A 21,729-nucleotide genomic window follows, 5' to 3' on the forward strand; every position below is an offset into this window, starting at 1 on the left:
AAGTAAACAACATTAAACAAAATAAACAGCGCAAAATACTATTCTTTTTCCCATCCAATATTCTGTTGATTTTCAGTTAGCAAACGATCGATTAAATTCCCGGTTTCCTATTTCGATGAATTCTCGTGGGTTCTCTGTGGCAGACTGTCTCTATGACTAATCAGACACCTAACTCCGATGTGGTTAACCTGGCTTCTTCTGAGGGCGAGGCTCAAGACAACTTCACTCCCGTAACGACCGAAGAGGGTAAGCTGCAACAGCTTATTGAATGGCTCGAAGAACACGTCTCGGCCTATTCCTACTTGAGCGAGGTTGTCCCGTTGGGTGCCTCTGAAGAAGACATCAGGAAGGCTCGTGCGTCAGTCAATGACCGCGGTGCTCGTATGCCCGACGCTATTATTCACGGTTCGATGATGGTCTTGGGGGCGGCCGTCAACCATTCTTCGCCATACCTTGCGTATGCCGATGGCAAGGTTGAAGTAACGGATACGACGGTGGGGGATAGTCCTAGCGTTCCGGTTCGAGTTTTTGTTCCGCAGGATCCAACCGGATCTGTGGTAGTTGCCGCACACGGTGGCGCTTTCTGGATGGGTGACGGCAGTCTGCGTGAGAATTCCTTCGGCCCAAATATGGCGGCCCTGGCAGCCCGATCCGGCGCAATTGTTGTGGATGTGGACTACCGGCTCGCACCAGAGCACAAGGTGTCTGAGGCCGTCAATGACATCGCGCGGGTAGTCACATCTGTCGCAGATGATTCGTTGCAGCTTCAGAAATTGGGTGCAATGCCCATCAGAGATCAGAACCCGATAGTTCTCTACGGTGTCTCTTCAGGCGGGCACAACGTTGTTTCCGCGGTAAACCAGATTAGTCAGGACACGCCGGTTGCTTTGTTGCTCGTTGCTCCGGCCCTAGACTTGCGTGGTGCGCCTGCGGTGTGGTTGCAGGCATTCTTCGGCACCTCTGACGATTCGGCAAAGGAAGTGTCACCGGGATTGCATGAGCCGTCGCGAAGCATGCGTGTCCACGTTCAAGCGGCCTCCCGCGATACTGTCGTTCGTCCAGCTACCGAGTACCTGAAGAAGGTCGAGGAGTCGGGCGGAGAGGCCTCTCAGGCGGAATTCTTGGCAACTCACCAGATTGCGGTTCCAAAGGTTCAGCGAGAGCAGATTACGGACGCGGCGCGGTTCATTTTAGAGGCCACTCACACGGAACGTGAGCTGCCAGAGGACCCGGCAGGTGAATACGATAAGGAAGCGATTGACCGGCAGAATGAAGAGTCCTGGGGCAAGAGCTAGCCAACCCGTTTCAGTTCCCAATGGCGCTCTCGCTGTGCATGTGAGCGCTGCGGAGGGGGCGCCGGTAGGGAAACCGGGGGCGGAGCTAGAACAGCTCAGTGCCAGAAGGCCGGGGGGCGAACAGGCCCCGACTAGTTCAGCGGCAGGAGGTTGCGCTTCGTTGCGTGGACCTCTTCCACCCGGTCGATGTTGCGTTCGAGGACATTCCAATCGTTGACCGGAATATTGCGCTGGGCTTGGGCAATGACTGACTTGTCAGGAGTGGACCACGCGAGGGGCACTGGGGTGATTTCATCGTAGAACTCGGTGCGGCTCTTATGCGTGCCGGCCACAGCAACAGCTGGCACCTTCGCGCCCACGCGGCGGGGAACCCCGGAAATCGTGGTGACAGTACGTGTAGCCAGGGCCGGGACGGGCTCTCCATCGGAGGGGTTTTTACGCATGTCCACCAAGGTCATCAGCACCATGGTTCGCTCATCCACACGCGCAATCATGGCCGGAACCAGCGGGGATTCGTCGTAAAGCTCTTGCGGATCCTTGATTGCGCGTCGCACCTGGAAGGTAACGCCGACGTAGAGAGTCGCGAGGGCGAAAAGCACAACCGCGCTGCCGATAACAAACGGCGTGCGGTCGAAAACTACTAGAACCAGCACAGCGCCGACGAGCAGCAGAGCAGAGAAAATGCCGGAGGAGATGAGCAGTCGGCGGGCATCGCGGTAGTACTCGTTGTTGGCGTTGGTGTGCTCGCGGTTGACGGGGAAGTGAAAGTTCATGGCAGTCCTTTAGTTATCCATTTTTCTAGGATTCCGAGCTAGCGGTGGAATCGCCGGGCAGGGTTGGGCCGAGGTACTCATCTGCGTCGATGATTCGGTAGGCGTAGCCCTGTTCCGCCAGGAAACGCTGGCGATGAGCTGCATATTCAGTATCGAGCGTATCGCGAGTCACCACCGAGTAAAAGACGGCGCCACCACCATCGGACTTCGGGCGGAGGAGACGCCCCAGACGCTGTGCCTCCTCCTGTCGGGAACCGAAGGTGCCGGAAATTTGCACAGCGACAGAGGCTTCGGGAAGGTCGATGGAGAAGTTCGCAACCTTGGAGACCACCAGCGTGTTGATCTCGCCGCGCCGGAACTTCCCAAAGAGCTCCTCGCGTTTGGCGTTGGACGTCTTTCCTTCGATGACATCGACGCCCAGTTCCTCGCCAATCTCTTCGAGCTGATCCAGGTAGGCACCAATCACCAGAGCGGGTTCGCCCTCGTGTCGGGCGAGGATCTGCTTGACGACGGGAATCTTCGTCGGCGTCGTTGCGGCCAGGCGGTACCTGTCGGAGGCTTCAGCTGTGGCGTAGAGCATGCGCTCGGACTCGGTCGGGGTCACGCGGACCTCAACGCAGTCAGCCGGTGCGATCCAGCCCTGGGCTTCGATGTCTTTCCATGGGGCGTCGTAGCGCTTCGGGCCAATCAGGCTGAAGACGTCGCCCTCGCGCCCATCTTCGCGCACCAGGGTGGCGGTGAGCCCCAGTCGACGGCGCGACTGCAGATCCGCGCTCATTCGGAACACAGGAGCGGGCAGGAGGTGGACCTCGTCGTAGATGATGAGGCCCCAGTCGCGGGAATCGAATAGCTCGAGTGCGCGGTATTCCCCCTTGGTCTTGCGCGTGACCACTTGGTAGGTCGCAATGGTGACGGGGCGAATTTCCTTCTTTTCGCCGGAGTACTCGCCGATTTCGTCCTCGGTTAGCGAGGTGCGTCGCAGCAGTTCGTCGCGCCACTGCCTACCGGCAACCGTGTTGGTGACCAGGATCAAAGTGGTGCGCTGCGCGTCTACCATGGCCGCCGCGCCGACGATTGTTTTGCCTGCGCCACAGGGCAGCACCACAACGCCGGAGCCGCCTTCACGGAAGGAATCAGCCGCCATGCGTTGGTAGTCGCGCAGTTCCCAGGTGTCGTCACCTCCGGTGCCCTGATCCTGCCAAGCGATGGCGTGTGCCTCACCGTCAATGTAGCCGGCGGTGTCATTGGCAGGCCAGCCGACCTTCAGCAGCTCCTGTTTGATTCGGCCTCGCTCGGAGGGGTGCACGGTCCAGGTGTCGGCATCGATTTGCTCACCGAGCATCGGGCGAATCTTTTTGTGCTTGGTCACCTCGGCCAGTACCGCAGGGTCGTGTGAGACCAGAATAAGGCCGTGAGCTGGATGCTTGGTCAGGCTCAGGCGACCGTAGCGGTCCATGGTCTCCGCGACGTCGATAAGCAGGGGCTGTGGGACGGGGAACTTGGAGAAGCGCTCGAGGACGTCGACCACCTGCTCCGCGTCGTGACCGGCGGCGCGGGCATTCCACAGCGCCAGCGGGGTGATGCGGTAGGTGTGCACATGTTCAGGAGCACGTTCGAGCTCCGCGAACGGTGCCAGCGCTGCGCGTGCCGCATCCGCCTCCGGATTATCGACCTCCAGCAGCACCGTCTTATCCGATTGGACGATCAGAGGACCCGTACCGAAACCCATTATCTCCTCGCCTCGCAGACATTCGAGCAAAAATAAGCTAAAGGTCAATTCTGCCACGATTACGCAGAAGATGCGGCACGGGCTCGAATCATCCCGAACCGCCACATTCGCTTTTGCATCGCTTTACGACGGTCCCCGCGCCCGCCGCCTAGTCGACAGGATGTACTTCGGTAATGCGATGCAGCAGGAAGCGCAGCACTTGGCTGGTGGCCGGGTCGATAGCATCGACCTGCCCACCGGAGACGGTGACTGGGCGCACGCGCTTGCGGCCGGGTTTGCCGTTGCGGTCAACGTAGCTTAGATACAGGTCGTCACCGTGGCGAGCCGCGCGCTGCAGAAGCTTGAATGCCTCGGTGCCGGAGGCGTAGTCGCTCGTGCCACCGGTGCTAGCGCTGGAACCGGCAGCCGTTCCCGTACCTGTCCCCGAATCCGCAGCCGAGCCAGAGACCCCAGCAGTGCTGCCACTGGCTGTAGCGCCACTGGAACTACCGGCGTGCTCGGCAGCACGGTTGCCATCGGCAATAACCGTCAACGCCTGGCTGATGCGTTCCGGTTCGGGCATCGTTGTACGCGCGGTGGGCACCGGAGCTGGCGCCTCAATGCGACAGGGAGCGCGACCGAGATCCAGTACCAAACCCTCTGCATCTTCGGCGATGATGGAAAAGCCCCCATTTCTAGCGGTCTCAATCACTTGGGCAAGCGGGGCCTGGCTAATCAGCACCGTTTCGGCAATCTTCCGTAACGCCAGGCTTTGTCCAGCCTGGTGGCTTTGGAAAGAGGCCAGCAGGGCCGGATCGTCACAGCGGATAAACGAAGCTGCGGGGCCACCGCGGAGACGACCGTGGCGGCGGGCGACGTCGTCAAGCAGATAGGTAATGGACTGCGGCACCTCGCCGACGGCGTAGCGCGAGAGAAATTCGGAGATATCGGCGGCGTTGATGCCGGCGTCGAGGGCATCGCGAAGGCTGTCTTCGGTCACGCGGTAGACGCTGGCGAGGCCGGGAGATTCCAGCTGCGCAATCGAACTGAGCATGCGTTCCATCTCCGGGGATGCGGGGCCCGGCACGACGATGGTGTTGTCCGCCTGGACCATCAGGTACGAGGCGTTCGGCGGCAAGAGGTTGTTACAGGCAGCACGCAGATTGTCGAAGGCCTCGGCGGTACCGGATTCGATGAGCGCGACCATGGCTTTGCCAACCTCGCTAAGGCCGACGGAAATCGTTTCCACACCAGGGTCGCGCACGACGATGCCGAGAGCGACCAGTTCGTCGACCACGCCACTGAGAGTCTCGTCCGTGCACCTCGCGTTGGTGATCGGGTAGTAGTAGGCGGCGCATTCACGCAGGTCGGTCAGAGCAACGACGTTGTTGTCGCTTGCCGACGACGCCACCTGCGCACAGCAGGCCAGCACCATTTCCCGGATTGACGGTACCCCGGAGAGCCGAGTTTGAGGTGAGAGCAGAGCAATGCGCTTGCCTTCCTCATTGAGCTGGTCGACCCGCCAGGGCGCTGCGTCGCTAGTGCGAGTGCCGACTGTCAAGCTCACCCACCGGTCAACCAGATCGGCGTCGAGGAAGCCGTCGGCTGCCAGCGTGGGTGCGAAATAGTCACCACCGGTGTCGTGCAGTGGCAGCGGATGCGGAGTGCCGACATGAACCAGGCCCGCTGCACCGAGGTTAGCCACGCCGCGAGCCAGCTCCGAGATGTCGACACCGAGCTCCTCGATGAGATTGCGGGTTTCCCGCACTCCGATGACACCGTTTTTCAAGGTCGGTGCGGGGTTGGTTCCCAGTAGGTCCAGGAGGTCAGTCGCCTGTCGCAAAGTTTCCCAGGCGGTGGCGGCAGCACGGTCGTTACCGCTGGCAATTACATGGGTAGCGGGGGTTTCGGGGCGCAGGGGGACATCGTCGTCGGCAAGCCCGACTCCACGCATAAGCGCGCGAACGGTGGCGGGTAGACGGACGGTGCCCTCGTCGATGCGTTCGAGCAGGCCGGCGTTGATGAGCGCTGGGACCGGCAGCGAGGGGTCGGCATCCGGATGAGCGTCCTTTGTGACGCCGAGACCTCCGGAGTTGGCGAGGGTGTCCAGGAGACGCTGCTGCCTGTCTGTGACCTTGGTGAGTGCCGTGCGTAGCTGGCTGCGGCTGGGGCCATCGGGATTGGGCAGAAGATACCAGCCGGGTGGCAACGAGGTGGCGACCTCATCGCTGAGACAGAAGTAGTCCTGCCAGGGCAGAGGCTTCTTGCGGGTGGACTTGCCGGTGAAAGTGCCGCGTGGGCCGGCGCCGTTTCCCCAGATGAGTCCGTATGCGCGCAGGGTATCGAGGCCTGTCCGAATATGTGCGGCCGTGGGCCGTTGATTGGCGGGAACCTCTGCTCGAGAGAGTAAGTCGAGAATGTAGTCGATGAGGGCGTCCGCAGTGACGGGTTCGGCGTCGGCACCGAGGTCAGCGGCAGCCTCAATGCAGGCGAGCTCCAGTGCGGGCAGTTTGGTCAGCGCGCGGGAGACAGAAGCGCGGAGCTGGAGCCTTGCCGCTAGCACCTGGGAAGACTTCGGCGGCGGCGACAGCGCATCGGGGCGATTGCTGAGGATAGTGCCCACAAATTGGTCTGGTTGACCTGCCAGCCAGTCGGAAAAGAGTGCAAAGGGGGTGGTGCTAGTCATGACAATCCCCACTTTAGTGAGGTTTAAGGAGGGGAGAAGGTGACTGGGGAGAAAATTTTTGGGATAATCTCAGCATGGCTAACGTTGCAAAGAAATCCTATGTCGATCCCGGCTGGCCGAAGGACCTCGAGCCTGGTCAGCACGCTGTTACTGAATTGATTGCTCACCACGCTGGTGCAGATTCGCCTTTCGGCGACATTGAGTTTCCGGTTGATCCGGAGACTTTGGGTTACGTGCACCCGACCACGGTGATTAACAAGTAATCTTTTATATTTTTAGCAGAGCTAGATCTGCAGGAGGCCCGCAGCCGTGACTGCTAGTTCAGTCGTGGCTGCGGGCTTCAAATATGAAACTGTGCGAGTTTATGACACTTTCAAGCCATTTTTCGGGCCATTTTTTGTCATAAACGCAGTCACTAACTCGCGTTGGCACGCGGTCGCCAGCCATAAACGCAGGCAGTAACTCACGCAGGCAGTAACTTACATTGGGCCGGTACCGCCAACCTGTTGAAGACAAATAGTAGCCCCGAAGGTGAATCACCCTCGGGGCTACTGTGATGAGCTGGCTAGCTCGAAAGCCTTAAATCAGACCCTGCAGCTTCGACAGGTCGAACGGAATGGCTGCGACCAGTTCCTGCGGAAGCTCAATCTGACCGGTCAGTGCACGGAACTCAGCGATGAGTGCCTGGGCGTCGGACAGGCTGTCGACGTTGGAGAGGCGGTCAGCGAACTGCTGGATCAGGTCGGTCTTGGAGTCGGAAGCAGCAGCTGCCGGAGCGGCCTGTGCGCGAACAGGAGCGACGCCCTGGCTCGGGTGCGGACGATCGGTCGGGCCGGAAGAGAGACCCAGGCTTGCGGAGCAAGCCGGCCATGCGCCCCAACCCTGCTGAGCCAGAACCTTCTCAGCAACGTAAATCTGCTGCTCGCGGGAAGCCTGATCAGCGGTCGAAGCGAACTCGTTACCACCGAAAGCGTTCCAGGTGCTTGCGGAGAACTGCAGGCCACCGTAGTAGCCGTTTCCGGTGTTGATGTGCCAGTTGCCACCGGACTCACACTGTGCCAGGCGGTCCCAGTCGGAGTCTGGAGCTGCAGAAGCGGTCGGTGCGAAGATAGCGGCACCGGCGCCGAGGATTGCGCCGGTCAGTGCAACCTTTGCCGAAGTGGAAGCGAAGGTGTTGGTCTTAGCTGCGTGGCGAGCCATATGAAAATTTCCTTTTCGTCGATTTTCTTTGTGGCGCCAGTGGGGCTAATGCAACCCCATCTCACTCTTATGGAAAGTTCTTCACGTTGTTGGTAGCGGGCCGATGTCATCGCACTGGAGTGAGATGAAGGCGATCTATGCGACTTCGTCCGTTAAACGTGTCGATTGCACACCGTAGCGGTTGGTAACGAAATAGTCACGCGAACCGCCGGATTCTTAATTTTGAGCGCAGGTTGGAAATATGGATAAAAGTAGGTGAAACTGCAGGTAGGAGATGTGACTGTTAGTGGTGATGTGTAAGTTAAAACATCATAATGTGATAAAGCTCACGTTATCGTCTTGTTATTTTTCCTGTTTTGGCGCGTCTCCGGCACTTGAAAAAGAGGCCATAAGAGATAGCCAAGAAGAACCAACGCTGGCAGTTCGTTGCAGTCTCTGTGCGTCAATCCGCGAGGGTGCTCGCTTCCCACAAATCCATCTTCCCTTTATGTCCCCATCTATGGGTATAATTGAGTTCTTTAGGTAATCGGAGGTGACGTGCACATGCACGCCGCTACCGCTGCCGCCACTTCGCACTAGTAAGCAGTAATAAATAATGTGTTCCCGGTTGGAGTGCGTCCCGTTTTGGTCGCACCTTAATTAAAGGAACACCATTAAGACAGCGCCCGGCCCGGCATATCCTCGCGGTCCTGTCTGGCCAAGCTCGCCTCAATCGAGCCTCTAACTCTGGCCGTTTGTGCGTGCGAGGACGGTGGCGAGTGCGGAAGAATTGCATCTCCGATCCGAAGACCCCGAAGGGCAGTCACCGCTGCCCAAGGGGAACGAGGTTGAGTGCCCCCAGTCGTAGGGCACGGGAAGGTTAGGTGGAAAGTGCCCATCGGTAAGGTCAGGTGGTACGACAAGGATCGCGGTTTTGGCTTCGTGTCGAATCCGGACGGTGAAGATGTCTACATCGGCAAGAACGTGCTGCCGAAAGGCGTGGAAGAGCTTGTAACTGGTCAGCGCCTGGAGTACGACTACGCTGACGGCCGCCCAGGCCCACAGGCCCTCCGGATCAAGGTGCTCGACGAGGGACCGCGCAGTGCCCGTCACCGCCGTGGCGGGGCAGGTGGGGGCGCAGGTGCCCGTCGTCAAGCGAAGAAGTACAGCCCCAGCGATCTCAACGGCATGATTTCGGACATGATTTCCATGCTGGAGTCGACGGTGCAGCGTGACCTGCGCGCCGGGCGTTACCCGGAGCGTAAGGACGGCCACCAGATGGCTGAAGTCCTGCGTGCGGTCGCGCGCGAGCTGGACTCGTAAGTCGTTAGAAGACGTGAAAACGCCCGCTCATGAAAGTGGAAAACCTCAGTGAGCGGGCGTTTTGCTGTGCTTTACGACGGTTCGTTGACGATCGACCAAGTAATACCGTAGGTGGTCTCTTCGCCCTCGGAGTTCTTTCCGATGAGCGCGGTGGAAACCTCCACGACCCCGAGTGGGGTGCGTTTGCCGGCAACAGCTGCGGAGCCAGCGATGGTCTCGGTCGTGGCTTCGCCCGGATCCTTGCGAGAGGTGGAGTTGACCGCATCGTCGGAGAAGAAGCGCTGCAGAGTCCAGGAGTTAGAGCCAACAGTGGAGCCGACGTTAACCTCAGCCGTCTCCTGCTCGCCCAGGGAGATCTTGGCGGCGTTGGCCTCAGTCGTGGTGCAGGCATTCTTCTCAAAGAGGTCGCAGACGCGGTAGGGAAGAACCTCTGTGGTTTCGCCGTCCTGGTTGACCTCGATGGACAGCGCGTGTGGGTCGTCGATTGCCTGGTTGGTCCACTTATTGACAGCAAGGACGATGCCGGTGACGACAAGACCCACCACGACAATAGCGCCGACAACCACGAACGCCTTACTATTCTGTTGCCAGCGGCGCCTACTCGATCCCATCAACTCTCACTTCCCGACATTCGTAACGGAATTGAAGCTACGTTCAGTCACACTAGCCGTTCTCGGGCCAGATACTGCTATTCACTCACGGTAACACGGTAGGCTGTGGGCCATTTCTTCCCTGTAAGCAGGAACTGACGGGTTCCATTGGGCGAGGTAGACGAAGAATCCGGCATCAGCGCAATGCCGTTGAGCACATCAACACTCTGTTGCTCTGCCGGAGAGAGCTGCGCGTACAGGTCGCGGAAGAGTTCGGTGGCATCGACGATGCCTGTGACCTTTCCGTCTTCTGGGTTGATGCGGTAGATGAATGGACTCTGCCAGACGTTGGCCCAAATCTCGCGGTGCGATTGCGGGGTGTTCGTTCCGTGTGAATCGCTCGAGCCCTCCGGATCTACGTCGGTGTCGACAGCGACGCACTCGAGTTCGTTGAGCCACGTTGTCTCCGTGCCTGCCGCAGTGACGGGCAGTTGACGCAGGGGCGAGAGGTCATCAGGGGAGCGGAAAGTGAGGGTGCCACTGCCATCGGAGGTCACGATGGTGTCATCGAAGGAGCACGCGCCCCAGCCCTCGGTGTCGAAGGGAACCTCGCGACGCTGCTTGAGAGTAGCCGCGTCACGTTCTATGGCGCGTCCTTCCTTCCACGTCAGCTGCCACACAGTATCTCCATGGCGGGTGATGCCCTCGCCGAAGAGGTCAGGCTGCAAATCTTCCACGTTGGTCGGCTCGGCCGCAGAGTTGTCGAGCCACTGCGGCAATCGGTAAATCTGGGACTCACCGTAGAGGCCGGTGCCCATCAACAAAGAACCATCGGGTTCGAACTCAAGTCCCTGGACAAAAGGCGCAGCGACATTCTTCTCCGTGGGAAGTGGCGGAGCCAAGACAGGATGGGACTGCTCGATGGTCAGTTTCAGTGTCGGAACGTCACCGAGCCCCGGCACCTTATCGGCACCGACCAGCTCGGAGGGATTAACCGATGCCGAAGTCGATCTCGGGGCGGTGCCGGAGTTCGAGTCCGCACTAGCTCCACTAGAAGGGGCCTCGCCTGAGGGATTGCCACCTGAACCAGTTTCAGCCGCACAACCGGCCAACAGGGCGGCGGTTGCTACTGAGAGGATGGCAGCTCGGGCCGTCGTAAAGCGTGATGCGTGAAAAGAGCGGGCGGGTTTTGCATCGCCCGACGGGAATCTGTCCATAGCTTCACTCTAGGATAGGAAACGTGACTGAAAATCGACGACGTTCCCGAAACAGCCGCCGACGGGGGAAGGTGATGAATCACCAGGCGGTCGACACCGCCCGTACCGCGATTGAAGAGCTCGGGGAGGGGCCTGCCGGCGCGCACACCGGTGTAAGTGTCGTAGGCGAGGGCGTTGCGGTGCATCGTTTTGCGGCTGACCTGCCCGGATATAGGGGCTGGGAGTGGCATGTGGTGGTCGCGTGCGCGCCAGGCACTCAACAGGCGACGGTCAGTGAAGTGGCTCTTGTCCCTGGCGAAACCGCGCTGCAGGCGCCCGAATGGGTTCCTTACGAGGAGCGGTTGCGCCCCGGTGACCTCGGTCCGCGCGATCTGTTGCCGGCTGCAGTGGGAGATGAGCGACTCGACGGCGATGACTTGCAGACCCGCACGTTGTCGGCGCATGGTGTGGAAGATACCGATCAGCGCTGGGTAGAGGGCGATACCGGCCCCGAGAGTGACTTTGCTCGGGAAGCATTGCACCGTTGCCGAACCTGCGCCTTTATGGTCCCGCTGACCGGGCCGCTCGGTAAGAACTGGGGAGTGTGTGTCAACGAATGGACATTCGATGCCACGGCCGTAAGCTTTGACCACGGCTGCGGTGCTCACTCAGCTATCCCGGAAGTAACGGGGCAGGGCGCACCGGTGGCGGAACCCTACCAGGATTCGCACCTGTAGCTTCCCGCCTAGGCAAACGCGATGACGAAGACGGTGCAGCTTCGACGCCACCGTGGCCCCAGAGACTGCACCGTTACGGCTTTCGGCACAAAAATTCCGCTTTGACACGGATCAACACGTGACACGGATAGTAAAGAGACTCTAGAGAGGCATAAAAAATGGACAAAGGTACGTCCACCTCTGCAATATCCTCAGATGAGGCGAAGGACTCCAAGCCTGCACGGTCGGGGAGCCATCTTTCAGCAGTGGACCGCTATTTTCACATCACGGAGCGCGGTTCGACGACCGTAACCGAGATTCGCGGTGGCGTAGTGACCTTCTTCGCGATGGCCTACATCATTCTGCTCAACCCGCTGATCCTCGGCAATATCGAGGATGTCAACGGCAATAGCCTGGGGATACCGCAGGTCGCCGCTGTCACCGCGCTCGCCGCGGGCGTCATGACCATTACTTTTGGTCTCTTTGCCAAGTACCCCTTCGGCATTGCGACGGGCCTGGGCATCAACACCCTGGTTGCCGTGACATTCGTTGCTAACGAGGGGCTGGCCTGGGAAGAAGCGATGGGCCTGGTCGTGCTGGACGGCGTGATTATCGTGCTGCTGGCGCTGACCGGATTCCGAACAGCTGTCTTCCACGCGATTCCGTCCGATATGAAGGCCGCGATGAGTGTGGGCATCGGCCTATTCATCGCCATGATTGGTCTGGTCGACGGTGGCCTGGTTCGCCGTATTCCCGATGCCGCGGGCACGACTGTTCCGGTGCAGCTCGGCATCAATGGCCAGATTGCCTCGTGGCCGACCGCCGTGTTCGTCCTCGGGCTGATTATCTGCGGCATCATGGTTGTCCGCAATATTCCAGGCGGCCTGTTTATCGGCATCGTGCTGAATACCATCATTGCGCTCGCAGTCGAGGCCTTGACGGATGCGGGCCCCTCCTTCGCTGATGGCAAGCCAGTGCCGACCGGTTGGAATCTCGCGGTGCCGACTCTGCCGGACCGTGTAGGTGGTATGCCGGACTTGTCCCTCGTTGGCGCTGTGGATTTTTTCGGCTCCTTTGCCCGCGTCGGTGCCCTCAGCGCCACCATGCTGCTGTTCACTTTGGTCCTGGCTAACTTCTTCGATGCCATGGGCACGATGACTGGTCTGGGCAAGCAGGCCGCACTTGTCGATGAAGACGGTGTGCTGCCGGACATGAAGCGCGCACTGGTTGTCGAAGGCACCGGTGCCATCGTCGGCGGTGCAGTCAGCTCCTCGTCGAACACTGTCTTTGTGGACTCCGCAGCGGGCATCGCCGATGGTGCACGCACTGGCCTTGCCAACATTGTCACCGGCATCCTCTTTCTAGCGGCGATGTTCTTCACCCCGCTTTATGAAATCGTGCCCATCGAGGCTGCCGCGCCTGTGCTGGTCATCGTCGGTGCCATGATGATTGGGCAGATCACCGAGATTGATTTCACCCGTTTTGACATCGCACTGCCGGCATTTTTGACTATTGTCACCATGCCATTTACCTACTCGATTGCAAATGGTATCGGCATCGGTTTCATCACCTTTGCTGCGATGGCTATCTTCTCGGGTCGTGCCAAGTCCGTGCACCCGCTGATGTGGATTGTCTCCGGCCTGTTCGTCATCTACTTCGCTGCCGATCCGTTCACCGCTCTGCTGGGCGGCTAAAGAGTTTCCATGAGTACCACCACATCCCTCGAACGCTTTGCGCCCATCGTCGTCGACGATCCCGCCGACAGCCGTCTCGATGACATCCGCAACCTCAACAAGTCCGATTCCCGCCCCGATTTGCCCGGTGGGAAGGGCCTGGTCATCGCCGAAGGCACGCTCATTGTGCCGCGGTTAGTGCGCTCACGCTTTCCGCTCCGCGCAGTCTTTGGTACTCGCCAGAAGCTCGCATTGCTTGCCGACGGACTGACCGCGAGCGAGGCCGATATTGCGGAAGCTGTGCCCTGGTTTGAACTCGACCGCGAGGTTCTGGCCGCAGCGGCCGGATTTGATCTTCACCGTGGCCTGCTGGCCACCGCTGACCGCGCGCCGGAGCTTTCGGTGGACCAAGTTCTGAGTGGAGCAACCACCTTGGCTGTGATGGAGGGTGTTGGGGACCACGAGAACATCGGGGCTCTGTTCCGTAACGCGGCGGGCATGGGCGTGGATGGGGTTGTCTTCGGCGCGGCCTGCGCCGATCCGCTGTATCGCCGCAGCGTGCGTGTTTCCATGGGGCATGTGCTGACAGTCCCATTTGCGACTCTGCCCGGTACTACGACCACCTGGCAGCGAAGCCTGGACCAGCTCAAAGAGCAGGGCTTCCGCGTGGTGTCGATGACCCCTGCGGGCACGGTGGACCTGTGGGATGCCATGGACACGGACAAGGTCGCGATTCTCGTTGGTGCTGAGGGGCAGGGACTTACCGAGCACGCGATGGCAGCCACCGATGTGCGTGCCCGCATTCCCATGTCACCGGGAACTGACAGCCTGAATGTGGCTACCTCCGCAGCGATTGCGTTCTACGAGCGACTACGCGTTCAGTCGCAGCGCGCAGGGCAGTAGAAACTATTTCCCGAACTTGCCTCGCGCCCGCTGCCAGGTGCGGCCAGCGAAGTTCTTGGCCTTAGCACCAAAGCGACTGAGCTCCTCCAGAAAGTCTCGGTTCGGCTCTGCGTTGTGAACTTCGTAGTCGTCGTAGGCGCGGTCAAGCTCTGCGCCAGACTCGGAGGAACCCGGCTCACTCATTAGCCCGCGCGGACTACGAGATGTCGAATACGAAGTTCCGGGAGCCGCACGACGGCCATCGACCGCAAAACCACTAACAGGGATATCTGTAGCGGGCGAATGCGGGTCGAATCCAAGCCAGTCGGTGATGACGGCGTCGGCAAGCTCTGTCGGAATGAACGGCAAACCGACCCCTTCGCGTGGACGTGAAGCCGTACCTTCGGAAGCGTCGGGTATTGGGCGGTGCTTGCCCGCCCAGAAGCTGCCCTCTGCGGGGCAGGGAAGACCGATGTCTTCCAGTGTGCGGTAGCGAGTAGCGGAGAAAGCGCGCTTGAGCTCACCATCGTGCCAATGCGCAAAGGCACCGAAGCCCGTGGATTTATTCGACACACTCGCGTAGACGTCCGTGGCGGCAATCTCCTGGCGCAGACGAGGCGACAGCTTGGACAGCTGCGAGACATCGTCGAGAACCGTCTGCAGTACGGCAACGCCTTCAAAGCCGCCGATGTAGTATTCGCCGTCACCGGTTTCCGCCGAGCGGTTGAGCGGGAAATCACCAATCGGTGTTACCGGCAGCGTCGAATCATAGAGAGCTAGGAAACGACGCCCGAAACCGCGGTCATGCTGAACACCTGTCTCCAGGGTTGCAGCAGGGTCATTGGTGCTGATAAACCAAATCGTGACTACACCGCGGCGAATCGCGGAGAATTCGAAATCAGAAGCGTTGCCACTGGTCATGGAGCTCATTGTCGAGGAAAACTCCTACTTCTTCGGGCCGTTCGGACGTACGCCGAGAAGCACATCCTCCCACGACGGCATGACAGTCTTCTTCTTGCGCTTCGGCTGCTCCGCGTCCGGGTGCTGCAAGAACTCCGCCTCGTCAACATCGTCGTCGGCGTCGCTTTGCGACGGAACGTCCTGCTCCCCGTGGCCTCGCTGCGGCTCCGCCGAAGACTGCCATGCGGCTGGCATCTCAGAGGTATCCGCGGTATCAGCAGCTCGATTGGCCTGCGGAGCCAAGTCTCGGTTGCGGCGGGCAAAGTCGGGGTCAATCAGCTCTGCTGCCAGCTCATTGCGAGCAATGGTGAGCGCGGAAAGTCCCTCCGCCTGGTAACTCCACTCGGCCACGTTGGTGGTGTGGCCGACATTCCAAGTAACCGTCACAATCCACTGTCCGCTCGGGTCGCGGTAGGCATCCCACGAGGCATCGGCGAGTTCCTGACCACGGGCGGCGAAAGCGGTGGCGAGAATCTCCCACAAGGACAACTTGGCCGGGCCATCAATGCGACGTGGCTTTGACTGCTTGCCGAGCTCCGCAATACGTGCGCGCTCCGCAAGCACCGGGTAGGCGAAGGACTCAATCTTGCGCGGCTGCATGCCGCTGTACTCAATGAGCTCCTCGACCGTCTGGCCGCTGCGAATGCGATCCTGAATCTCGCGCGGCGACAAAACGACACGAGGCTCTTCCAGAACTGGCTTCGGCGCCGTTGGAGTCTTTTTCGGTGCCCCGCCTGACGCACCGGAGTTGTCAGCCACCTCGCTGCCTTCGGCCGAGCCGCCGCTTGCAGTGGTGGCGTCCGCTGTGCTGCCACCAGTGGAACTTTCGTCGGTGGAACCGCTCTCTGCGGTAGCACTCTCCCCAGAGCTACCGCTGGCAGTGGCGGTGGTGGTGCTTGATCCGTCGGCAAGCGATGCGGAATCAGCTGCAGCAGGGGAACCGGTGGCATCGGCGAGCTCGAAGTGCTCGACCAGGAAAGTGCGCAGGTTCTCGTCGAGAGGCAGCGTGAAGCGAAGTCCCTCCTGCCGTTCCTGCTCGGTGATATCAGCGGGAACGAGAATCAGTGAATCGGTCACATCGCCGTCCAGAACTGGCTTCAGCTCCCTCATGCGAGAACCTCCTTGTTGGTCGACGTCATAAGTAATGCTCACTAATCATGGTAAACGACAAAACTCCCGCGTCACGGACAATTGGGGCAATGCCCTTGCGCGTGGCGCGGGAGTTAAGCGGCTGAGGCCGGTAAAAGGCGGCTGCTTTGCGACTAATTTGGCGTTACTTTGCAGTGGCCATGCCGCTACTTGGCAGCTGCCATGCTGCTAGCTGCTCTGCTATTACTTGGCAGCGTAGCCGTTGTCCAGAACCCAGTCGATAGCGCCAGTCAGACGACGGATGTCCTCCGGGTCGATGGCCGGGAACATACCGATGCGTAGCTGGTTGCGGCCCAGCTTGCGGTACGGCTCGATATCGAGGATGCCGTTGGCGCGCAGAACCTTGGCGATCTGTGCGGCGTCGATGTTGTCCTCGAAGTCGATGGTGCCGACGACCAGCGAGCGCTTCGCAGCATCGGTGACGAACGGAGTTGCCTCCGCGCGGTTCTCAGCCCAGTTGTAGAGGTGGGAGGAGGACTCGGTGGTGCGAGCGACCATGCCGTCGAGGCCGCCGTTGGCGTTCATCCACTTGACCTGATCAGCCAGCATCAGCAAAGTACCGACGGCCGGGGTGTTGTAGGTCTGGTTCTTGCGGGAGTTATCAACGGCAGTTTGCAGGTTCAGGAAAGCCGGGATGAAACGGTCGGAAGAATTGATCTTCTCAATACGCTCGATGGCAGCCGGAGACATTGCAGCCAACCAGATACCGCCGTCAGAAGCGAAGCACTTCTGCGGGGAGAAGTAGTAGACGTCAGCCTGGGACATGTCGACCGGGAGGCCGCCGGCGCCGGAGGTGGCGTCGATAGCCACGAGCTGGCCCTCGGAGCCTGCCGGGCGGGTGACCGGAACCATGGTGCCGGTGGAGGTCTCGTTGTGAGCCCAACCAATAAGGTCAACGCCCTCTTCACCAGCGACAACCTCAGGTGCGGAACCCGGCTCTGCTTCGATAATCTGCGGAGCGTCGAGCCACGGAGCCATCTTGGAGGCCTTGGCGAACTTGGAGGAGAACTCACCGTAAGTCAGGTGAGCGGACTTCTTCTCGATGAGCCCAAAGGTGGCAGCATCCCAGAAAGCGGTTGCGCCGCCGAGGGACAGGACAATCTCGTAGCCTTCCGGAAGCTGGAAGAGCTCAGCCAGACCCTCGCGAACGTCACCAACAACGTTCTTCACTGCCGGCTGACGGTGGGAAGTACCCATGATAGAGGTACCGCCGTCAACGATTGCCTGAATCTGCGCCGGGCGAACCTTCGACGGACCGCAGCCAAAGCGGCCGTCGCCGGGCTGGAACTCTTCAGGGAGGACTGGGAATTGATCGCTCATATGAGGCGCAACCTTTCAAAGTGTATTCAAAGTGAAGCTTGATATACAGCCGTTGTCTTCAAACTCTAGCGGTAATCGGGGGTACTTATCGCAAAAGGGTGGGGTTCAATTGCCCCCGCTTCCGTACTTTGCATAACAAAACAGGGTGGATTGACGTATTTGCAAAGTTTGCGAAGAATTTTTTCCAGTTTTGTTGGCGTTGAAAACTTAGCGATGTGGGGCCTCTGGTGGGCAGGGAGGGGTGGATTATTGTGGATTTAGTCGATGTGTTTTCGGGCGTTGGTTCGATGACTTTTGAACTTTTAAAGACATCGGCTGTTGAATGGGCTCCTGGTTAGTAAATGAGCAGTGACAACGTAATAAACCCGTTTTTTCATTTGCATTTCAGGGTGAAGAGGGGTCAAGATTGGGTAAGCCCAGGCTGCCCGAATGGGGTAGAGGGTGTTGCGCTGCTCACACTCTTTGATATTGTGTGTTCTAATCCACTGCAGGTGTCGGTTCTTTATGGTTACGACACGGTCGATGTGAACTAAGCAAACTTTTTCACTGGACAAGATGCAATGGAACGCAAATGTCGCGCATAATTGAATCATTGGAAACAATGCGACCCCGAAGGGGTGGCGTGGAGTTGGGAGGCAGCATGCTGTTTTCCGCTGTGCCTGCTTCCCCCGCACTCTGGAGTCGTTAAGAAGAATTTTTCTGTGAAAGGGAAGTTGTGGCTACTAAAGACGGCAAGGCTGTACTCCACTACCCGGGCGGCGAGTTCGAGATGGACATCGTCAAGGCAACCGAGGGTAACGACGGTATTGCTCTGGGCAAGATGCTCCAGGAAACTGGACTGACCACCTTCGACCCGGGCTACACCGCCACCGGTTCTACCGAGTCCAAGATCACTTACATCGACGGCGGTAACGGCATCCTGCGCTACCGCGGTTACCCGATTGAGCAGCTGGCTGAGAAGGCCACCTTCAACGAGGTTTCCTACCTGTTGATTCACGGTCACCTCCCATCTGAGGAAGAGATCGCACAGTTCAACCACGACATTCGTCACCACACCCTGCTGGACGAGGACTTCCGTCGCGCATTCAGCATCTTCCCGCGTGGCGCACACCCGATGCAGACCCTGGCTTCTTCGGTCAACATTCTGGCTTCCTACTACCAGGACGAGCTGGATCCGCTGAACGAAGAGCAGCGTAACCTGGCTGCAGTTCGCCTGATGGCTAAGGTTCCGATGCTGGCTGCATACGCTTACCGCGCATCCAAGGGTGAGCCGTACATGTACCCGGACAACAACCTGAACGCTCGCGAGAACTTCCTGCGCATGATGTTCGGTTACCCGACCGCTGACTACGAGGTTGACCCGGTTGTGGTTGACGCTCTGGACAAGCTGCTCATCCTGCACGCTGACCACGAGCAGAACTGCTCCACCTCCACCGTCCGCATGGTCGCTTCCTCCGGCGCTTCCATGTTCGTCTCCATCGCTGCTGGTATCAACGCTCTGTCTGGCCCGCTGCACGGTGGTGCTAACCAGGCTGTTCTGGAGATGCTCGAGGACATCCAGCAGAACCACGGTGGCGACGCTACCGAGTTCATGAACCGCGTAAAGAACAAGGAGCCGGGCGTCCGCCTGATGGGCTTCGGTCACCGCGTCTACAAGTCCTACGACCCGCGTGCAGCTATCGCTAAGAAGACCGCTCACGACGTGCTCGAGCACCTCGGTGGCGACGAGCTGCTGGATCTGGCCATGAAGCTGGAAGAGATTGCACTGGCTGATGACTACTTCGTCTCCCGCAAGCTCTACCCGAACGTTGACTTCTACACCGGCCTGATTTACCGCGCCATGGGCTTCCCGACGGACTTCTTCACCGTCCTGTTTGCCATCGGCCGCCTCCCGGGCTGGATTGCTCAGTTCAACGAGCAGGTCACTGACCCGGCATCGAAGATCAACCGTCCTCGCCAGATTTACACCGGCGAGACCGAGCGTGACTTCGTTCCGCGCGACCAGCGCTAAGGTTTTAGCGATTACCGCGTAGGGGTTCCTCGCGGGTAGCTCAGCATAGAAAGTCCAGCGTTGAAAACGCGAAAAGGCGCGTACTAGCCTTCGAAAGGTTGGTACGCGCCTTTTATTTTTCCTAGAATTTTAAGAAACCCCATTTGAGTTGGGTCCATTTAAGTTGGAATAATTGCCAGCTTTGATAAATGCCAACTGTGATAGGAGATTGTCTTGTCCAAGCCAGAACTCACTGCTAAGTCCGGTCCGGCTCCGACGGAACTCGTCATCAACGACCTCACTGTCGGTGACGGCAAGGAGGCCACCCCGGGTGCTCGCGTCGAGGTCCACTACGTGGGTGTTGACTACGAGACCGGTGAAGAGTTCGACTCTTCCTGGAACCGCGGCCAGTCCATCGAGTTCCCGCTGAACGGTCTGATTGCCGGTTGGCAGGAAGGCATTCCGGGCATGAAGGTCGGCGGTCGCCGCGAGCTGATTTGCCCGCCGGAGAAGGCTTACGGCCCGGCTGGTGCAGGACACTTCCTGTCTGGTAAGACCCTGGTCTTTGTCATCGATCTGTTGGACGTTAAGTAAAACTTCTCCCCGATAGTAAGGCCCCGGATCTCCAGCGGAGAAAGTGACTGCGTTTATGACGCTTCAGGCGTGAAAATTTGCCCAAAAGTGCCATAAACCCAGTCACTTTCTTGCTTTCTGAGATTGGGGTGGGGCTGAAGGCCTGAACCAGGCCCAAACCAGCCCCCGGCCCCCTACTCACCCAGTGCGAAGCGACGGTAGTGGTCGAAACGTTGCTCACGGCCAACGCGAGCCGGGTTCTTCTCCAGTTCCCAGAGGGCGTGCTCGATAGCGCTCAGGGCACGGCGGGGCAGTTCGGCCGGATCCGCAGGTTCGGCCACGATCTCGTCGATGACCCCGGTCTTCAGCATGGCCTCGGCGCCAACGCCCTGTTCCTCCATCATTTCTGGAGCATGCTCGGTGTCTCGGTAGATAATCGCCGAAGCACCCTCCGGAGGCAACGGAGACATCCAGGCATCGTGCATTGCCAGCACGCGGTCAGAGGGCAGCATGGCCAGCGCGCCACCACCGCAGCCCTGGCCGAGAATGAGAGACACGGTCGGGACCTTCAAGTTCACCAGCGTGGTCAAGGTGCGGGCAATCTCGCCGGCCATGGCATTTTCCTCGGCATCTTTGGTCAACTCAGCGCCGGGGGTATCAATGACCGTGACCAGCGGAATGTTCAGGCTCTCCGCAATGCGCATCGCGCGGCGGGCAAAACGCAGCGAACCCGGCCCCATTGGGTGTGTGCCCAGCGGCGGCTGGTTATGCCGGTCCTGGGCGACCAAAATCACCGGCCGCTCACCAATCCGCGCTAGGCGAGCCCGGACCGACAGCGATTTGTGGCCATCGCCAGTGCCGGAGATTGGCACGGAGCAGTCGACAAGGGCATCGATAATATCGCCGCCACCTGGACGAGAAGTATCGCGGGTGCGCAGGATAGCTTCCCAGGTATCGCGACCATCAATGTCTGCTGCTGGCGGTGGGGTGGGTTCGCTGGGGTCTCCGTCGGCAAGCACGTCGATGGTGCGGCGGACAGCGCCGCGCAGACCTTCGAGCGGAATGATGCCGTCGATAATGCCCTGCTTGAACAGGTTCTCGGAGGTCTGAACGCCTTCGGGCATGGGTTCGCCGGTAGCGAGCTCGACGACGCGCGGGCCGAGGAAGCCGAGAAGCGCGCCGGGCTCTGCGAAAGTGAAGTGACCTGCCGACCCCCACGACGCCATGACACCGCCGGTGGTGGGATTGCGCAGGTACACCAGGAAGGGCAAGTGAGAATCCTTGTGGCGCGCCACTGCGGTGGTAATAGAGATCATGAGCGCGAACGCCGCGGTGCCCTCCTGCATGCGAGTGCCGCCCGAGGTTGGTGAGAGCAACAGCGGCAGCTGCTCCGCGGTCGCGCGCTCGATGCTGCGGATAATCCGGCGAGCGGTAGCGGTGCCGATAGAACCGCCGAGGAAGCCGAACTCAGAACAGATGACGGCGACGCGCTTGCCGCCGACGGTGCCTTCGCCGGTGATAACGGCCTCATCGAGACCTGTTTTATCAGAGGCGCGGGACAGTGTGCCGCGGTAGGCCTCGTCGATGTCACCGTGCTCGGGCGCGCCGTCCCAGGATGTGAAACTTCCGTGGTCGAGGACGGTATCTATTACTTGTTGGGCGCTGATTCTAGCCATACCTCCACGGTAGTAAACAAGGGGTAAACCGGCTTAGTTG

General features: G+C 59.7%; 18 protein-coding genes. 8 read left to right on the top strand and 10 right to left on the bottom strand.

Annotated features, from left to right (window positions below; genetic code table 11):
- The first annotated feature begins 152 nt into the window (after positions 1–152).
- A complete protein-coding gene (locus tag HMPREF2860_RS08295; protein ID WP_070585953.1) occupies positions 153–1,295 on the top strand; it encodes an alpha/beta hydrolase in 1,143 nt (380 codons plus the stop codon).
- A 131-nt stretch (positions 1,296–1,426) separates the two neighbouring features.
- On the opposite strand, the gene HMPREF2860_RS08300 is transcribed toward HMPREF2860_RS08295, so the two are convergent.
- The 3 genes from HMPREF2860_RS08300 to HMPREF2860_RS08310 form a co-directional block, all read right to left on the bottom strand.
- Positions 1,427–2,068: a DUF3239 domain-containing protein gene (locus HMPREF2860_RS08300; RefSeq protein WP_038626431.1), complete on the bottom strand. Its 642-nt coding sequence runs from the start codon at positions 2,066–2,068 to the stop codon at positions 1,427–1,429.
- 25 nt (positions 2,069–2,093) lie between these two features.
- Positions 2,094–3,797 carry a DNA repair helicase XPB gene (locus HMPREF2860_RS08305; RefSeq protein ID WP_070628808.1) on the bottom strand — a complete coding sequence of 568 codons (1,704 nt, stop codon included), beginning with the start codon at positions 3,795–3,797 and terminating at the stop codon, positions 2,094–2,096.
- A 148-nt stretch (positions 3,798–3,945) separates the two neighbouring features.
- On the bottom strand, positions 3,946–6,462 hold the full coding sequence (locus tag HMPREF2860_RS08310) for a helicase-associated domain-containing protein (protein ID WP_070628809.1): 2,517 nt from the start codon (positions 6,460–6,462) through the stop codon (positions 3,946–3,948).
- A gap of 74 nt (positions 6,463–6,536) precedes the next feature.
- On the opposite strand from HMPREF2860_RS08310, the gene HMPREF2860_RS08315 reads away from it, so the two are divergent.
- Entirely contained in the window at positions 6,537–6,725 is a 189-nt protein-coding gene (locus HMPREF2860_RS08315) for a hypothetical protein (RefSeq protein WP_016423317.1), read from the top strand.
- A 316-nt stretch (positions 6,726–7,041) separates the two neighbouring features.
- Here HMPREF2860_RS08315 and HMPREF2860_RS08320 read toward each other — a convergent pair whose 3' ends face one another.
- A complete protein-coding gene (locus tag HMPREF2860_RS08320; RefSeq protein ID WP_038626426.1) occupies positions 7,042–7,662 on the bottom strand; it encodes a transglycosylase family protein in 621 nt (206 codons plus the stop codon).
- Between the two features lie 870 nt (positions 7,663–8,532).
- On the opposite strand from HMPREF2860_RS08320, the gene HMPREF2860_RS08325 reads away from it, so the two are divergent.
- Positions 8,533–8,964, top strand: a complete 432-nt coding sequence (locus HMPREF2860_RS08325; RefSeq protein ID WP_038626424.1) for a cold-shock protein — start codon at positions 8,533–8,535, stop codon at positions 8,962–8,964.
- A 71-nt stretch (positions 8,965–9,035) separates the two neighbouring features.
- On the opposite strand, the gene HMPREF2860_RS08330 is transcribed toward HMPREF2860_RS08325, so the two are convergent.
- Positions 9,036–9,575, bottom strand: coding sequence for a DUF2771 family protein (locus HMPREF2860_RS08330; protein ID WP_239393053.1), 540 nt, complete (start codon positions 9,573–9,575; stop codon positions 9,036–9,038).
- Positions 9,576–9,652: 77 nt separating this feature from the next.
- Complete coding sequence (locus HMPREF2860_RS08335) at positions 9,653–10,771, bottom strand: glutaminyl-peptide cyclotransferase (RefSeq protein WP_070560175.1); 1,119 nt, start codon at positions 10,769–10,771, stop codon at positions 9,653–9,655.
- Between the two features lie 23 nt (positions 10,772–10,794).
- Here HMPREF2860_RS08335 and HMPREF2860_RS08340 point away from each other — a divergent pair, with 23 nt between their 5' ends.
- The 3 genes from HMPREF2860_RS08340 to HMPREF2860_RS08350 all read left to right on the top strand — a co-directional run bounded on the left by HMPREF2860_RS08340 (position 10,795) and on the right by HMPREF2860_RS08350 (position 14,042).
- Complete coding sequence (locus HMPREF2860_RS08340) at positions 10,795–11,487, top strand: DUF3027 domain-containing protein (RefSeq protein ID WP_239393054.1); 693 nt, start codon at positions 10,795–10,797, stop codon at positions 11,485–11,487.
- Positions 11,488–11,645: 158 nt separating this feature from the next.
- A complete protein-coding gene (locus HMPREF2860_RS08345; protein ID WP_070560173.1) occupies positions 11,646–13,160 on the top strand; it encodes an NCS2 family permease in 1,515 nt (504 codons plus the stop codon).
- Positions 13,161–13,169: 9 nt separating this feature from the next.
- Positions 13,170–14,042, top strand: coding sequence for a TrmH family RNA methyltransferase (locus HMPREF2860_RS08350; RefSeq protein ID WP_049180904.1), 873 nt, complete (start codon positions 13,170–13,172; stop codon positions 14,040–14,042).
- Between the two features lie 3 nt (positions 14,043–14,045).
- Here the strand turns inward: HMPREF2860_RS08350 and HMPREF2860_RS08355 are convergent, their stop codons facing one another.
- The 3 genes from HMPREF2860_RS08355 to serC form a co-directional block, all read right to left on the bottom strand.
- Positions 14,046–14,951 (bottom strand): DUF6928 family protein, encoded by a 906-nt coding sequence (locus tag HMPREF2860_RS08355; RefSeq protein ID WP_070560171.1) that lies wholly within the window; start codon positions 14,949–14,951, stop codon positions 14,046–14,048.
- 15 nt (positions 14,952–14,966) lie between these two features.
- On the bottom strand, positions 14,967–16,091 hold the full coding sequence (gene sepH, locus HMPREF2860_RS08360) for a septation protein SepH (RefSeq protein WP_038626410.1): 1,125 nt from the start codon (positions 16,089–16,091) through the stop codon (positions 14,967–14,969).
- Positions 16,092–16,313: 222 nt separating this feature from the next.
- Positions 16,314–17,450: a phosphoserine transaminase gene (gene serC, locus HMPREF2860_RS08365; RefSeq protein WP_049180907.1), complete on the bottom strand. Its 1,137-nt coding sequence runs from the start codon at positions 17,448–17,450 to the stop codon at positions 16,314–16,316.
- Positions 17,451–18,165: 715 nt separating this feature from the next.
- Here serC and HMPREF2860_RS08370 point away from each other — a divergent pair.
- On the top strand, positions 18,166–19,461 hold the full coding sequence (locus HMPREF2860_RS08370) for a citrate synthase (RefSeq protein ID WP_038626406.1): 1,296 nt from the start codon (positions 18,166–18,168) through the stop codon (positions 19,459–19,461).
- A 213-nt stretch (positions 19,462–19,674) separates the two neighbouring features.
- The gene (locus HMPREF2860_RS08375) at positions 19,675–20,034 is read left to right on the top strand and encodes an FKBP-type peptidyl-prolyl cis-trans isomerase (protein WP_005511805.1); all 360 of its coding nucleotides are present in this window, start codon (positions 19,675–19,677) and stop codon (positions 20,032–20,034) included.
- Between the two features lie 173 nt (positions 20,035–20,207).
- Here the strand turns inward: HMPREF2860_RS08375 and HMPREF2860_RS08380 are convergent, their stop codons facing one another.
- Complete coding sequence (locus tag HMPREF2860_RS08380) at positions 20,208–21,689, bottom strand: carboxyl transferase domain-containing protein (RefSeq protein WP_049180908.1); 1,482 nt, start codon at positions 21,687–21,689, stop codon at positions 20,208–20,210.
- Between the last annotated feature and the right edge of the window lie 40 nt (positions 21,690–21,729).

Origin of the sequence: Corynebacterium sp. HMSC064E10 (assembly GCF_001812505.1) — a bacterium.
Lineage (GTDB): Bacteria > Actinomycetota > Actinomycetes > Mycobacteriales > Mycobacteriaceae > Corynebacterium > Corynebacterium amycolatum.